Here is a 14370-nt window from a genome sequence, read left to right on the forward strand (position 1 = left end):
CGCATCAAGGTCATCAAACGCATGGCCTACGGCTACCGCGATGATGCCTATTTCTTCCTCAAGATCCGGGCGGCCTTCCCCGGAGTTGGGAGATGAACCTAAAAAAAGCGCCGCCACGAGTGGCGACGCTTTCGCATTGAAAATCCCGACAGGTGGGGCACAGGGGGGCGGCCGCAACCTGTCGCTGACGTAACCTCGCCAGCCTGCGCCCATCCTGGGCCCTGGGGAAGTGCATGGCGCTCGCCCGGTCCCGACAGGCGCGGACGACTGGCCATGGAGTCATGGTGCCCGCGTTTCCGGGCAAATGGGATCAGACGCTTCCTAAAATCATTCAGCCATTAACTCAAAAATCCGTAATTGCGCGCGAACTCGTATAACTGACTGTTGCTGGAAAGGCCCAGCTTGCGCATGGCGTCATTCTTCTGCTGGCTCACCGTTTTCACGCTGCGGTTCAATTGCCGCGCGATTTCGGAAACGCTCTGGCCGCCGACATACATGCGCACCACTTCCGCCTCGCGCGGCGACAGGGTGGACAGCGCGGCCTTGAGCGAAAGCGCCGGCGCGTTTCCGTCTTCCGGCGATGGCGTGGCCTCGATGTCCTCGCGCATCCGTTCGCTCAGGTAGCTGCGCCCGTTCATCACCGCCTGGCAGGCCACCAGCAGCTCGCGGGTCATGGCCGTCTTCGCCACGACGCCGGCCGCGCCGCCCGCGAGCATGCCGCGCACCAGCGCCCGGTTGTGCACCATGGTCAGCACGATGACCGGCAAGCCGGGATGGCGCTGGCGCAGGCGGCGCAGCAGCACCAGGCCGTCCTCGCCACCTTCGCAGGGCATCGAGAAATCGGTGATCACCAGGTCGCAATCGCTTCCGGCGAGGCGCGCAAGCAGTTCCCTGCCGCTGGCCGCTTCGCCGACCACGCGCCATGGGCCGTCCTGCTGCAGCATGGACTTCATGCCCATGAGAACCACCGGATGATCGTCGGCTATCACCACTCTCACCGGCGCGGTGCCACTTGTCATAGACAGGCATACCTCGCGTCGCGCGCGCGACTCCGGCCCCGCGACGCCCGGACCATCCGGACGAATCGCCCGCGAGGCCCGGGTGCGGTGGCACCGCGCATCGGCTGACGGCCGCGACCCCGCCGCGCCCGTGTCGTGTCCGGATCCCGGCAGCAAGCCTCAGGGGGTGAGGGCATGGCTGCCGTCGACGTAGACTCATCGACCCATGTCGTTCCCTCGGCATGTGGGAAAACATCGACGCGCCCGGCCACGGCTGTTCGCCGCGGCCTCGACACGCGTCATGTCGAGGGAAATGGTGCCAGTCCGATGCTCAGAATGTGATCAGACGATTCCTAAAGTGCGGATGCGTCTGGAACGTGGCAACGACGCAGCCAGGCGCCTTCGGCGGTCTTCCAGCGACCGGCTCAGGTGAGCAGGCCCCATACCCGCGCGTACTCGTAGAGCTGGCTGTTGCTGGTGAGACCCAGCTTGCGCATGGCGTTGTTCTTCTGCTGGCTCACCGTCTTCACGCTGCGGTGCACGCGTTCGGCGATCTGGGTGATGGTGAGGCCCGAGGCGTACAGGCGCACCACCTCCGCCTCGCGACGCGACAGCGTGGAAGGATCGTCGCCGGCCAGGGACCGGTCCTGGCCCGCGTCCTGGCCCTGCACCTCCGCCAGCGCCTCGCGCATGTGCTCGCCCACGTAGGTGCGCCCGGCGGCCACCGCGCCGATCGCCAGCAGCAGTTCGTGCGTCATGGCGGCCTTGCCCACCACGCCGTTGACGCCGGCGCCCAGCATGCCCCGCACCAGCGCGGGGTTGTGGATCATGGTCAGCACGATCACCGGCAGCGAGGGATAGTCGCGGCGCAGCCGCTTCAGCCAGGCCATGCCGTCCTCGGCGCCGGCGGCGTCGGGCATCGAGTAGTCCGTGATCAGCAGGTCGCACTCGCAGCGCGGCAGCAGGGCCAGCAACTCGCGGCCGCTGCCGGCCTCGCCGACCACCCGGATGCCGGCGCCGTGCTCGCGCAGCAACGCCTTGATGCCGAACACGACGACCGGATGGTCGTCGGCGATGATGATCCTCAGGGGCTCTCCGTTCCTCACCTTGGTCCTTGTCCGCTGATATCGCCCAATGGCGCAGGTGCCATTTGAAGTAGCATTCGCGAAGGTTTCATTTTCTCCCAGAAAATGCACATCGCTGCTGAATGACCTCTCCATGCGCCGGCGTATGACGTCCACCGCCCCCCGTCGCGACGCGCTTTCGGGAAGCGTACAGCCGTTGGCGCCGACGTGCCTCGCCGCCCTGCCCGGCGCGCTTCCGGTCCGCACCAGCATCGACCTGCTCGCCGGCCTGCTGCTGTTCAGCGGACTGCTGGCGCTGGGATTGCTGCGCATGCTCTGGCTGCAGCGCCGGCGGCTGGCCGAGACCGAACGGCGCCTGCAGCGGCAGGCGCAGGAGATCGCCCGCCGCGACGAGGCCGCGCGCCACGCCAATGCCGTGGGGGAAACCCTGCGCGAGATCACCCGGCGCATCCCGGTGGTGGTGTTCGCCGTGCGCCGGGGACGCGGACATGGCTACCGGCTGACCTTCCTGGCGGGCGACCTGCGCGCGCTGTTCGGGCTGGAGCGGCAGGACCTGCTGGCCAGCGACGACGTGCTGCTCGAATGGCCCTTCCAGGACCGCGTCCATCCCGAGGACCAGGATGCCCTGCAGCGCCAGGTGCGGCGCGCGGTGCGGCACGCCGGCGCGGTGGAATTCGACTTCCGCGCCTACGGCCTCGAAGGCCTGCGCTGGGTCCGCATGATCCTGGCCTCGCATCGCGAGGCCGACGGCGAGACGTGCTGGACCGGCTACTTCATCGACACCACGCGCCTCAACGCGCACAACCAGAGCCTGCGCGCCGCGCGCGACGCGGCCGAGCGCGCGTCCAAGGCCAAGGCGGATTTCCTCGCCACCATGAGCCACGAGATCCGCACGCCGATGAACGGCGTGATCGGCATGCTGGAACTGCTCGGCCACACCCCGCTCGACACCGACCAGCGCGAGCTGCTGCACGCGGTGGAAGACTCCGCCGGGGTGCTGCTGCAGATCCTCAACGACGTGCTGGACTTCTCCAAGCTCGAGGCCGGCAACCTGCGCCTGGACCCGGCGCCGTTCGACCCGCGCGTCCTGCTGGACAACGTGGTCGGCCTGGCAGCGGGCGGCTTGCGCCGCAAGGAGCTGGACGTGTCGCTGGCGATGGACGCCGCACTGGCCGGACGCCTGCTCGGCGACGGCGTGCGCATCCGGCAGATCCTGCTCAACCTGCTCGGCAACGCGGGAAAGTTCACCGAGCGCGGCGGCATCTCGGTTTCGCTGCGCGTGCTCGGCGACGACGGCGACACCCAGCGCCTGCGCCTGCGCGTGGAAGACACCGGCATCGGCATCCCGGCCGACAAGCAGGCCGGCCTGTTCAGCCCGTTCGCGCAGGCGGAGTCGTGGACGGCGCGCCGCTACGGCGGCACCGGCCTGGGCCTGGCCATCTGCCGCCACCTGGTGCAGCTGATGGACGGCGAGATCGCGCTGGCCAGCGAGCCCGGCGCCGGCACCACGGTGACCGTGCACCTGCGCTTGCCGGTGGCCCAGCGCGGCATCGAGGCAGGTGCCGCCCACCTCGGGCGGCACGCCGTGGTGCGGCTCGCCTCGCCCGCGCTCGCGGCGGCACTGGCCGACCACCTGGTCGCGCTGGGCCACAGCGTGGAGATGATCCCGCCCGACCAGCCGCTGCGCAGCGGCATCGCCGCCAACCTGCTGTTCGTCGATGCGGACGACCATGCCAGCCCGGCCCGCATCCCCGCCCGCGTCGTCGCCCTAGACGCCGGTCCCGCGGCGCCCGCGATGCCGTTCGAAGGCGAAGGGCGCATCCTGCTCGCAGCCGCGCCGCTGAAATGGCAGGGCGTGCTGCGCGCCTGCGAACTGGCGCTGGCGCCGCCGGCGCGCACGCCGCCGGCGAACCGCCTGCCCGCCGCCACCGCCCCCGCGCCGGCGGCGCCCCCCACCGCCGCGCCACCGGGGCATGGCCGCATCCTGGTCGCCGAGGATCATCCCGTGAACCAGGCGCTGACCCGCCGGCAGCTGGCCCTGCTGGGCTGGGATTGCGACGTGGTAGCGGATGGTCGCGCCGCCTACGAGGCGCTGTGTCGCCACGATTACGTGCTGCTGATGACCGACTGCCAGATGCCCGGGATGGACGGCTACGAACTGGCCGCCGCCTGGCGACGCCACGAGGCCGGGCTGGGCCGCGCACGCCGCCTGCCGGTCATCGCCATGACCGCGCATGCGCTGGATGGCGAGATCGCCCGCTGCCGCGAGGCGGGCATGGACGACTACCTCAGCAAGCCGGTGCAGTTGCGCGCGCTGGAGGAAAAGCTGTCCGCCTGGCTGCCATCCGGCACCGCGGCGGCGCACGCCGCGGGAGACGGGCCGCCATTGCACGGCGACCTGCGACGACTGCTGCGGGAAACCGGCCAGGCCGATCTCGCCGCGATCGAGCTCGCCGCCGGCGAGGACGATGCGCCACGGGCCGCGCAACGCCTGCACCGCCTGCTCGGCGCCCTGGCCGTGTTCGGCGACGACCCGCTGCTGGACGAGGGCCGGCGCCTGCTCGATGCGCTGGAGGGCGACCGCCCCCACGCGGCCCTGCGCGCATGCGCCGCCAGCCTCGACGACCTGCGCCGCCTGCTCGAACGGATGACCGGCGAGTCGGCCGCCGCAAGCTGATTTTCCGCCGGAAAACGGGACGCAGTTGGCATTTTTCCGGGTCGTCCCGCAGAATTTGTCCCAACCCGGGTCGTGGAGGCGTGTCGAGGATGCGGCATGCATGCGACGCCCCGTCCGGAACGCAGGGGGCGTTCCGCTGCGCCGGCATATGCCAGCGTGGACTTGCAAGGATTCGAGACATGCATGCCAAGCGCCGCCCGAGCACCCGATCCGCACGTTGGCTTGCCGTGGCGTTGCTGGCCGGTCTGGCCGTTCCCTTCGCGCACGCCGGCGACTGGACCTACCGCGTGCACCCGGACGACACCATCTGGACGCTGGCCCGCCGCTACCTGAAGGCGGACGTGCCCTGGCAGAAGCTGCAGGCCTACAACCACGTCGCCGATCCGTACCACCTGCCGCCCGGCTCGCGCCTGCGCATCCCGGTCGGCTGGCTGCGCGTGGAACCGGCCAGCGCCACCGTCGCCGCCACAATCGGCGACGCGCATGCCTGGCTGCCCGGACAGGCGCAGCCGGTACCGGTGACGCCGGGCATGAAGCTCGACTACGGCGCGCGCGTGGACACCGGCGCCAACGCCAGCCTGACGCTGGAGTTCGCCGACGGCTCGCGCATGCTGGTGCAGGCCGGCAGCGAGGTGACGCTGGACCGGATGAGCGCCTACGGCCGCACCGGCATGGCCGACACCCACTTGCGCCTGCAGCGCGGCCGCATCGTCAACGACGTCACGCCGATGCCGGGCAACACCGCGCACTTCATCGTGCAGACCCCGGGCGCGGTGTCCAGCGTGCGCGGCACGCACTTCCGCGTGGCCGCCGGAGACGGCCATTCGCAGACCGAGGTGCTGGGCGGCCGCGTGGACGTGGCCGGCGCGCGGCGCCACGTACAGGTCGGCAAGGGCTCCGGCGTGGCCATCGAGGACGGCCAGCGGCCCGGCCAGGTGCGCCGCCTGCTGCCCGCGCCCGAACTGCACTGCCCCGCCGCGCCGGTCACCCGGCTCGCCTACGCGGTGGACTGGCAGGCCCTGCCGGGCGCCACCGCCTATCGCGTGCAGATCGCGCGCGACGGGCGCTTCGCCGCATTGCTGTTCGACCGCGTCACCGGCGCGCTGCCGCATGCGAGCCTGCCGGACCTGCCGAACGGCGACTACGCCCTGCGCGTCCACGGCATCGACGCCGACCGGCTGGAAGGCCTCGACGCCAGCTGCCTGCTGCACGTCGCCACCCATCCGCAACCGCCGCTGGTGCAGGAGCCGCAGCCCGGCGGCAAGGCGCGCGACGAACGCCCACGCTTCCGCTGGACCGAGAGCAGCGAAGCCGCGTCCTATGCATGGCAGCTCGCCGGCGACCCGCAATTCCGGCAACTGCTGGCCGAACGGTCGACGATCACCGGCGACCACGTGCGCGCGCCGGCGGCGCTGCCGCTGGGCCGCTACTACTGGCGCATCGCCAGCCGCGACCGCGACGGCCGCCTGGGGCCGTACACCGACGCCCTGCCCTTCGACCGCGTGGCCCCGCCGCCCACGCCTGCCGTGGGCGAACCGAAGCGTTCCGGCGACGAGCTGACCCTGGGCTGGCCGGCCGGCGCGCCCGGGCAGCGCTACCGCGTCCAGATGGCGCGCGACCCGGGCTTCGCCAAGCCGGCCATCGACCGCACCCTGGAACAGCCTTCGCTGACCATGCGCAAGCCCGCCTCCGGCACCTGGTACGTGCGCGTGCGCACCATCGACACCGACGGCTTCGCCGGCGCCTGGGGACCGGTGCAGAAGGTCAAGCTGCCGTGCATCCCCTGCCGCATCGCGGCCGGGGCGGGCGGCGCGACCCTGCTGTGGCTGCTGTTGTGAACCCCGCGCACGCGGCGGCGCCCCGTCGAACCATCGTGCTTCGCTGATGCGCGACGGCTTTGCCTGGCTGGTGCGCGTCGCGGCCTGGCTGGCCGGCTGCGGACTGCTTGCGCTGCTGCTGGCCAGCGGCATCGCGACGCGCGCGGACAACGCGCTGTACGACCTCAACATGCGCCACTGGGGCTATGCCGCCGGCGACGACGTGGTGATCGTGGCGATCGACCAGAAAAGCCTCGACGCGCTGGGCCACTGGCCCTGGCCGCGCGACGTGCACGCGCGGCTGCTCGACCGCCTCGCCGCCGACGGCGTGCGCGCCGTCGGCCTCGACGTGATCATGACCGACGCCGACGACGCCCATCCGCAGAACGACCGTGCCCTGGCCGCGGCGGTGCGGCGCGAGGGCCACGTGGCGATGCCGGTGTTCGCCGAGCCGGGCGAACTCCATGGCCCGCTGCAGGAAATGCTGCCGATCCCCGCGCTGACGCAGGCGGCGGCCGCGCTCGGCCACGTCGACACCCCGAACGGGCCGGATGGGGTGACGCGCGGCGCCTACCTCGACGCCGGGCTGGGTCGCGCATACTGGCCTTCACTGGCGCTGGCGCTGGATCGCGTGGGCGGCGGCGCCGGACGCGATACCGCGCTGCCCGGCTTGCGCAACCCGGAGCCGTCCGATGCCTCGCCCTACCTGTGGGTGCGCGACCACTACGTGCTGCTGCGCTATGCCGGACCGGTCGGCAGCTTCGGCCAGGTTTCCTACGTCGACGTGCTCGACGGCAAGCTGCCGACCGGCCTGCTGAAGGACCGGCTGGTGCTGGTGGGCGCCACCGCCGAGGGCATGCGCGACATCCTGCACACGCCCGTGGGCCTGATGCCGGGCGTGGAATACCAGGCCAACCTGCTCGAATCCCTGCGTCGCGGCCTGCTGGTGACGCCGCTGGGGTTCACCGGACAGTTCCTGGCCGGCATCGTGGTGCTGGCCCTGGCCTGCCTGCTGTACGGATGGCCCGGCATGCGGCGCGCCTGGCGCGCGGCGCTGGCCGGGCTGTCGCTGGCGCCGGTGGCCGCCCTGCTGCTGCTGCGCCTGGCCGGCCTGTGGTGGCCGCCGGCGACCTGCATGCTGCTCTTCGCCGCCGCGCTGGCCGTCACCGGCCTCGTGCCCCGGCGCCTGCGCCGCCGGCGACCGGCTTGACCCCCGCCGCGCCCGCCGCCATCCTGCGGCGTTCCGTTTTCCCGGTTCACCACGCATGAGCAGTCGCTACAACGCCGCCGACATCGAAGTCCTCTCCGGCCTGGACCCGGTCAAGCGCCGGCCCGGCATGTACACCGACACCACCCGCCCCAACCACATGGCGCAGGAGGTGATCGACAACTCGGTGGACGAGGCGCTGGCCGGCCACGCGAAGAACATCGAGGTGACCGTGCACGCCGACGGTTCGGTGGAAGTGGCCGACGACGGCCGCGGCATGCCGGTGGACATCCACCCCGAGGAAGGCGTGCCCGGCGTCGAGCTGATCCTCACCCGGCTGCACGCGGGCGGCAAGTTCAGCGGCAAGAACTACAACTTCTCCGGCGGCCTGCACGGCGTGGGCGTGTCGGTGGTGAACGCGCTGTCCACCCGGGTGGAGGTGAACATCCGCCGCGACGGCAGCGAATACCGCATGGCCTTCGAGCACGGCGACCGCGTCAGCGAACTGGAGGTCGTCGGCAGCGTGCCGAAGAAGAAGACCGGCACCACCGTGCGCTTCTGGGCCGACCCGAAGTACTTCGACTCGCCGAAGATCTCGATGGGGCGCCTGAAGCACCTGCTGCGCGCCAAGGCCGTGCTGTGCGCGGGCCTCAACGTGAAGCTGGTCGACGAGGCCAGCGGCGAAACCAGCGAGTGGCACTACGAGGACGGCCTGCGCGACTACCTGCGCGGCGAGCTGGGCCAGGCCGAGACGCTGCCGCAGGAGCTGTTCGTGCACCACGTGGCGCGCGACACCGAGGGCATGGACGTCGCCCTCACCTGGCTGCCGGAAGGCGAGCTGGTGCAGGAAAGCTACGTCAACCTGATCCCCACCGCGCAGGGCGGCACCCACGTCAACGGCCTGCGCAGCGGCCTCACCAACGCCATCCGCGAATTCTGCGACATCCGCAACCTGCTGCCGCGCGGCGTGAAGCTGGCGCCGGAGGACGTGTGGGAGCGGCTGTCCTTCGTGCTCAGCGCCAAGCTGCTCGACCCGCAGTTCGCCGGCCAGACCAAGGAGCGGCTGTCCTCGCGCAACGCCGCCGCGCTGGTCGAGAACGTGGTGCACGACGCCTTCAGCCTGTGGCTGAACCAGAACGTGGAGACCGGCGAGCGCATCGCCCAGCTTGCCATCGAGCACGCCAGCGCGCGGCTCAAGGCCGCCAAGCAGGTGGTGCGCAAGAAGATCACCCAGGGCCCCGCACTGCCCGGCAAGCTGGCCGACTGCACCGCCACCGACCTGTCCCGCACCGAGCTGTTCCTGGTGGAAGGCGACTCCGCCGGCGGCAGCGCCAAGCAGGCGCGCGACAAGGAGTTCCAGGCGATCCTGCCGCTGCGCGGCAAGATCCTCAACACCTGGGAGGTGGAATCCACTTCCGTGCTGGCTTCCGAGGAAGTGCATAACCTGGCCGTGGCGATCGGCTGCGATCCCGGCAAGGACGACCTCACCGGCCTGCGCTATGGCAAGGTCATCATCCTTGCCGACGCGGATTCCGACGGCCTGCACATCGCCACCCTGCTCTCGGCGCTGTTCCTGCGCCACTTCCCGCACCTGGTCAGCGAGGGCCACGTGTTCGTGGCGATGCCGCCGCTGTTCCGCGTCGACGTGGGCAAGCAGGTGTTCTACTGCCTCGACGAGGGCGAGAAGCAGGCCATGCTCGACCGCGTCCAGCGCGAGAAGATGAAGGGCGCGGTCAGCGTCACCCGCTTCAAGGGCCTGGGCGAGATGAACCCCGCGCAGCTGCGCGAGTCCACCATCCACCCCGACACCCGCCGCCTGGTGCAGCTCACCGTGGACGACGGCGACGGCACCGCCAAGCTGATGGACATGCTGCTGGCCAAGAAGCGCGCCGGCGACCGCAAGGCTTGGCTGGAAGAGAAAGGTGATCTCGCCACGCTGGAGGTGTGAGATTTGCTCCCTCTCCCCTTTGGAGAGAGGGCTGGGGTGAGGGGCCAATCTTGCGATAAGGTGAGGGCTTGGCTGATTCGCTCCGCATGAAAGATCGACGCGAGCACCCGCCCCTCACCTCGATCCTCTCCCCGCAGGGGAGAGGAAGAACGTCAAAGGCATCACGCGCATGGCCCTGACCCCGCCCTTCGACCTCCAGCGCTGGATCGACGAACACCGCCACCTGCTCAAGCCTCCGGTGGGCAACAAGTGCATCGTCGACGGCGACTTCATCGTGATGGTCGTGGGCGGACCCAACGCACGCACCGACTACCACTGGGACGAAGGCCCGGAATTCTTCTACCAGCTCGAGGGCGAGATGGTGCTGAAGGTGCAGGACGACGGCGTGGCGCGCGACCTGACGATCCGCGCCGGCGAGATGTTCTACCTGCCGCCGCGCGTGCCGCACTCGCCGCAGCGCATGCCGGATTCGGTGGGGCTGGTGATCGAACGCAAGCGCCTGCCCCACGAGAAAGACGGCCTGCTGTGGTTCTGCGAGCGCTGCAACCGCAAGCTCTACGAGGAATACTTCGTGTTGGAAAGCATCGAACGCGACTTCCCGCCGGTATTCGATCGCTTCTACGCCTCGCGCGAGGCGCGCACCTGCGACGCCTGCGGCCACCTCAACCCGGCCCCCGCGAAATACGCGTAGAAGCACCCTGTGCGCGAATGGCTTTTTGCGGAAAGAGCATTCGCGCGCAGGAGCACCCCTACAACCGCTCCAGCCACTTGCGCGCCATGCGCCGCACGGATCCGTCGACGCCCGGGTCGGCGGCGACCTCGCGCACCGGTCGCCACGCCAGCCCCAGCGATTCCTCGTTCGCCGCAAACGCCTCGCCGGCCGTCGCGCGCACCACGTAGCGCACGTCGTAGTGCCAGTGTTCCGGCTCCGCGCCGCGCGCCGGACGAGGTTCGCCCGGAGCGAACCCGGACGACGCCGTCGGCCCGTCAGGGCTGGCCACGGGGACGTGGGCAGCAATGCGATGGCGATCGAGGTCGAAGATGCCGCCTTCCACGCGCAGGCCTTCCACGCCGGTTTCCTCCTGCGCCTCGCGCAGGGCCACGCGCGCCAGGTCGGCGTCGCCGTCCGCGTGGCCGCCCGGCTGCAACCAGCGCCCCAGCTTCCGGTGGTGCATGAGCAGCACGCGCCCGCCGTCGGCGCTGACCAGCCAGGCCGAACCGGTGAAGTGGCCGGGCGCATGGCCGCGCTCGAACACGGCCGCGTCCGAGGCCAGGAAATCGACGAAGCGGACAACGATGCCGGCCTCCTCCGGATGGCGCGTGCGGTAGTCGTCGAAGGCAGCGGCGAGATGCGGAAAATCGTGTGGCATGACTTGTGGCAGGGGGCGCGGGGACCAGCGCCCATTCTAGCTGCGCCGCGTCTTGTACCCCTCCCACCGCTCGGCTAAGGTTGGCCGTCCGTCGGCTCGTCGCGTCATTCCTCGTCGCGTTTCCGCACGAGCGTGACGCCGTTGTTTTCCGGGGAGCCACTGCATGCTGTTCAAGCGCGTCAAGCCGATCGACCAGATCATCGCCACGGCGGAGAAGAAAAGCCTCACCCGCCAGCTCGGCGCCTTCCAGCTCACCATGCTCGGCATCGGCGCGATCATCGGCACCGGCATCTTCGTGCTCACCGCCGAGGCGGGGCAGAAGGCCGGCCCCGGCATGATGATCTCCTTCGTGATCGCCGCGGTGGTCTGCGCGTTCGCCGCGCTCGCCTATGCCGAACTCGCCGCGATGGTGCCAGTCGCCGGCTCGGCCTACACCTACACCTACGGCGTGCTCGGCGAAGGCGTCGCCTGGATCGTGGGCTGGGCGCTGGTGCTGGAGTACACCATCGCCGCCAGCACGGTGTGCGTGGGCTGGGCCGGCTACGTCAACGGCCTCCTTGCGCATGCCGGGCTCGGCCTGCCGCATTTCCTGCAGGTGGGCCCGATGGACGGCGGCAGCTTCAACCTGCTGGCCTGCCTGATCGGCCTGGCGATCACCTTCCTGCTGGTGATCGGCACCTCGAAGTCGGCCAAGGTCAACACCGTGCTGGTGCTGATCAAGATCATCGCGCTCACCGCCTTCATCATCGTCGCGCTGCCGGCGGTGAAGGACCAGAACTTCACGCCCTTCGTGCCGAACGGCTGGGGCAGCCCGATGGGCGGCATCGGCGTGCTGGGCGCGGCGGCCTCCATCGTGTTCGCCTACATCGGCTTCGACGCCATCTCCACCGCGGCCGAGGAAACCCGGAACCCGAACCGCAACATCCCGATCGCGCTGATCGCCTCGCTCGGCGTGTGCACCATCTACTACCTGCTGGTGAGCTACGGCGCCGTGGGTTCGGTGGGCGCGCAACCCATGCTGGGCCCGGACGGCGTGGCGCTCGAACCGGGCACGCCGGCGTTCGCCGCCGCCTGCGACGGTTCGCAGGCGCTGGTCTGCAGCAAGGAAGCGCTGGCCCACGTGGTGCGCCTGCTCAACCACAACACCATCGCCGCCGGCATCGCCTTCGCCGCCGGCATCGCGCTGCCGTCGGTGATCCTCACGATGACCTACGGCCAGACCCGCATCTTCTTCACCATGTCGCGCGACGGCCTGCTGCCGAGCTCGCTGGCCAAGATCCATCCGCGCTTCCACACGCCGCACGTGATCACGCTGATCACCGGCACCTTCGTCTCGCTGTTCGGCGCGCTGTTCCCGGTGGGCATCCTCGCCGACATCACCAACTCGGGCACGCTGTTCGCCTTCATCATGGTGGCGGTGGGCGTGCTGATCCTGCGCCGCACCCAGCCCGGCCGCCCGCGCCCGTTCCGCACCCCGATGCCGTGGGTGGTCTGCCCGCTGGCGGTGATCGGCTGCCTGCTGCTGTTCCTCAACCTGTCGAAGGAAGCGAAGATCACCTTCTTCGCATGGGGCGCGATCGGCCTGGTGGTGTACTACCTGTACGGCTATCGCAAGAGCCACCTGGCCACCGGCCGCGAGCCGGACTGAGGCCGACGCACGGCGACGAACGACCCGGCCGGCGTGACAAGGAGCATGCCGGCGCCATCTGGATTCCCCATGCTCAAGCAACTACTCGCCCGCAAGACCGATTTCTCGGACGCAGACATCGGCGACGGTCCTGGTCTGAAGCGCACGCTGGGACCATGGGGGCTCACCGCGCTCGGCATCGGCGCGGTGATCGGCGGCGGCATCTTCGTGATCACCGGCCAGGCCGCGGCCGAGCATGCGGGCCCGGCCATCATCCTCGCCTTCGTGATCGCCGCGGTCTGCTGCAGCTTCACCGCGCTCTGCTATGCCGAGTTCGCCACGCTGATCCCGATGTCCGGCAGTTCGTATTCCTACGCCTACGCCACGCTGGGCGAGCTGGTGGCCTGGTTCATCGGCTGGAACATGGTGCTGGAATACGGCGTGTCCGCCTCGGCGGTGGCGGTGAGCTGGACCGGCTATTTCACCAGCCTGCTCGACCATATCGGCATCCATCTCCCCGCCGTGCTGACCCATGCGCCGCTCGCCTACCAGGGCGGCCACCTGGTGGCCACCGGCGCGCTGTTCAACCTGCCGGCGGTCGCCATCGTGCTGGCGCTGACCTGGCTGTGCTACGTGGGCATCCGCGAATCCAGCGGCGCCAACCTGGCGATGGTGATCCTCAAGGTCGGCCTGATCGTGGTCGTGATCGCCGCCGGCTGGCACTACGTGAACCCGGACTACTGGCACCCGTTCATCCCGCCGCAGCAGGGGCCGGAGAAATACGGCTGGGCCGGCATCATGCGCGCCTCGACCCTGGTGTTCTTCGCCTACATCGGCTTCGAGGCCACCTCGACCGCCGCGCAGGAGGCCAAGAATCCGCAGCGCGACCTGCCGATCGGCACGCTGGCGTCGCTGGCCGTCTGCACCATCCTCTACATCGGCATGGCAGCGGTGATCACGGGGCTGCTGCCATTCGACCAGCTGGGCACCAGCGAGCCGGTGGTCACCGCCGTGAAGGCCCATCCCGAGCTCGGCTGGCTGCGCTGGCTGGTGGAGATCGGCGCGCTGATCGGCCTGTCGTCCGTGATCCTGGTGATGATCATCGCGCAGCCGCGCATCTTCATGATCATGGGGCGCGACGGCCTGCTGCCGCCGGTATTCTCGAAGATCCACCCGCGCTACCACACGCCGCACATCAACACCGTCATCACCGGCCTCGGCATCGCCGCGTTGGCCGCGGTGTTCCCGCTCGACGTGCTGGGCGACCTCGTCTCGATGGGCACGCTGATCGCCTTCGTGGCCGTCTGCGCCGGCGTGCTGATCCTGCGCTACACGCACCCCGAGCTGCCGCGCACCTTCCGCGTGCCGTGGGCGCCGGTGATCTGCGTGCTCGGCGTGCTCTGCTGCCTCGGCCTGCTGTATTGGGAAAACTGGTACCAGTGGCTGCTGATGGGCATCTGGACCGCGATCGGCCTGGTGATCTATTTCGGCTACGGCCGCCGCCACAGCCTGCTGCGCGAGGGGGCGGCGGCAAGCGGCGGCGCCTATCAAAAAGTCGCCAAAGTCGACTAATTCCATCGAAATTCATTAAAAGCCGCTTAACGTCGGCGAAACTTCAAGTACAGGCTTGTCATAAGCCGG

The 14370-nt window shown here is 69.9% G+C and carries 10 protein-coding genes; 7 read left to right on the forward strand and 3 right to left on the reverse strand.

Going from position 1 to position 14370, the window contains the following annotated elements; all coding sequences use genetic code 11:
* Positions 1 to 338: 338 nt before the first annotated feature.
* Complete coding sequence (locus QMK61_RS12650) at positions 339 to 1175, reverse strand: response regulator transcription factor (RefSeq protein ID WP_302072578.1); 837 nt, start codon at positions 1173 to 1175, stop codon at positions 339 to 341.
* Positions 1176 to 1423: 248 nt separating this feature from the next.
* Positions 1424 to 2104, reverse strand: coding sequence for a response regulator transcription factor (locus QMK61_RS12655; protein ID WP_302072579.1), 681 nt, complete (start codon positions 2102 to 2104; stop codon positions 1424 to 1426).
* Positions 2105 to 2279: 175 nt separating this feature from the next.
* On the opposite strand from QMK61_RS12655, the gene QMK61_RS12660 reads away from it, so the two are divergent.
* From QMK61_RS12660 to QMK61_RS12680, 5 genes are all read left to right on the forward strand, one after another.
* Positions 2280 to 4760 (forward strand): ATP-binding protein, encoded by a 2481-nt coding sequence (locus tag QMK61_RS12660; RefSeq protein WP_302072580.1) that lies wholly within the window; start codon positions 2280 to 2282, stop codon positions 4758 to 4760.
* Between the two features lie 179 nt (positions 4761 to 4939).
* Positions 4940 to 6598 carry a FecR domain-containing protein gene (locus tag QMK61_RS12665; protein WP_302072581.1) on the forward strand — a complete coding sequence of 553 codons (1659 nt, stop codon included), beginning with the start codon at positions 4940 to 4942 and terminating at the stop codon, positions 6596 to 6598.
* A 46-nt stretch (positions 6599 to 6644) separates the two neighbouring features.
* On the forward strand, positions 6645 to 7787 hold the full coding sequence (locus QMK61_RS12670; RefSeq protein ID WP_302072582.1) for a CHASE2 domain-containing protein: 1143 nt from the start codon (positions 6645 to 6647) through the stop codon (positions 7785 to 7787).
* 55 nt (positions 7788 to 7842) lie between these two features.
* Positions 7843 to 9732 carry a DNA topoisomerase IV subunit B gene (gene parE, locus QMK61_RS12675; protein WP_302072583.1) on the forward strand — a complete coding sequence of 630 codons (1890 nt, stop codon included), beginning with the start codon at positions 7843 to 7845 and terminating at the stop codon, positions 9730 to 9732.
* A gap of 169 nt (positions 9733 to 9901) precedes the next feature.
* On the forward strand, positions 9902 to 10423 hold the full coding sequence (locus QMK61_RS12680; RefSeq protein ID WP_302072584.1) for a 3-hydroxyanthranilate 3,4-dioxygenase: 522 nt from the start codon (positions 9902 to 9904) through the stop codon (positions 10421 to 10423).
* A gap of 58 nt (positions 10424 to 10481) precedes the next feature.
* Here the strand turns inward: QMK61_RS12680 and QMK61_RS12685 are convergent, their stop codons facing one another.
* Positions 10482 to 11102: an NUDIX hydrolase gene (locus QMK61_RS12685; RefSeq protein WP_302072585.1), complete on the reverse strand. Its 621-nt coding sequence runs from the start codon at positions 11100 to 11102 to the stop codon at positions 10482 to 10484.
* Between the two features lie 163 nt (positions 11103 to 11265).
* Between QMK61_RS12685 and QMK61_RS12690 the strand changes: the two genes are divergently transcribed.
* Both QMK61_RS12690 and QMK61_RS12695 read left to right on the forward strand, forming a co-directional pair.
* On the forward strand, positions 11266 to 12750 hold the full coding sequence (locus tag QMK61_RS12690; RefSeq protein WP_302072586.1) for an amino acid permease: 1485 nt from the start codon (positions 11266 to 11268) through the stop codon (positions 12748 to 12750).
* Positions 12751 to 12819: 69 nt separating this feature from the next.
* The gene (locus tag QMK61_RS12695) at positions 12820 to 14301 is read left to right on the forward strand and encodes an amino acid permease (protein ID WP_302072587.1); all 1482 of its coding nucleotides are present in this window, start codon (positions 12820 to 12822) and stop codon (positions 14299 to 14301) included.
* Positions 14302 to 14370 lie beyond the last annotated feature (69 nt).

The sequence above is a fragment of the Fulvimonas sp. R45 genome, assembly GCF_030504985.1.
Lineage (GTDB): Bacteria > Pseudomonadota > Gammaproteobacteria > Xanthomonadales > Rhodanobacteraceae > Rhodanobacter_A.

What these genes read in the sequence shown, in the direction of transcription:
- QMK61_RS12670 (WP_302072582.1), top strand. Translation starts at nt 6,645, where the DNA reads ATGCGCGACGGCTTTGCCTGGCTGGTGCGCGTCGCGGCCTGGCTGGCC.
- QMK61_RS12680 (WP_302072584.1), top strand. Translation starts at nt 9,902, where the DNA reads ATGGCCCTGACCCCGCCCTTCGACCTCCAGCGCTGGATCGACGAACAC.
- QMK61_RS12685 (WP_302072585.1), bottom strand. Translation starts at nt 11,102, where the DNA reads ATGCCACACGATTTTCCGCATCTCGCCGCTGCCTTCGACGACTACCGC.
- QMK61_RS12695 (WP_302072587.1), top strand. Translation starts at nt 12,820, where the DNA reads ATGCTCAAGCAACTACTCGCCCGCAAGACCGATTTCTCGGACGCAGAC.
- QMK61_RS12690 (WP_302072586.1), top strand. Translation starts at nt 11,266, where the DNA reads ATGCTGTTCAAGCGCGTCAAGCCGATCGACCAGATCATCGCCACGGCG.
- parE (WP_302072583.1), top strand. Translation starts at nt 7,843, where the DNA reads ATGAGCAGTCGCTACAACGCCGCCGACATCGAAGTCCTCTCCGGCCTG.
- QMK61_RS12665 (WP_302072581.1), top strand. Translation starts at nt 4,940, where the DNA reads ATGCATGCCAAGCGCCGCCCGAGCACCCGATCCGCACGTTGGCTTGCC.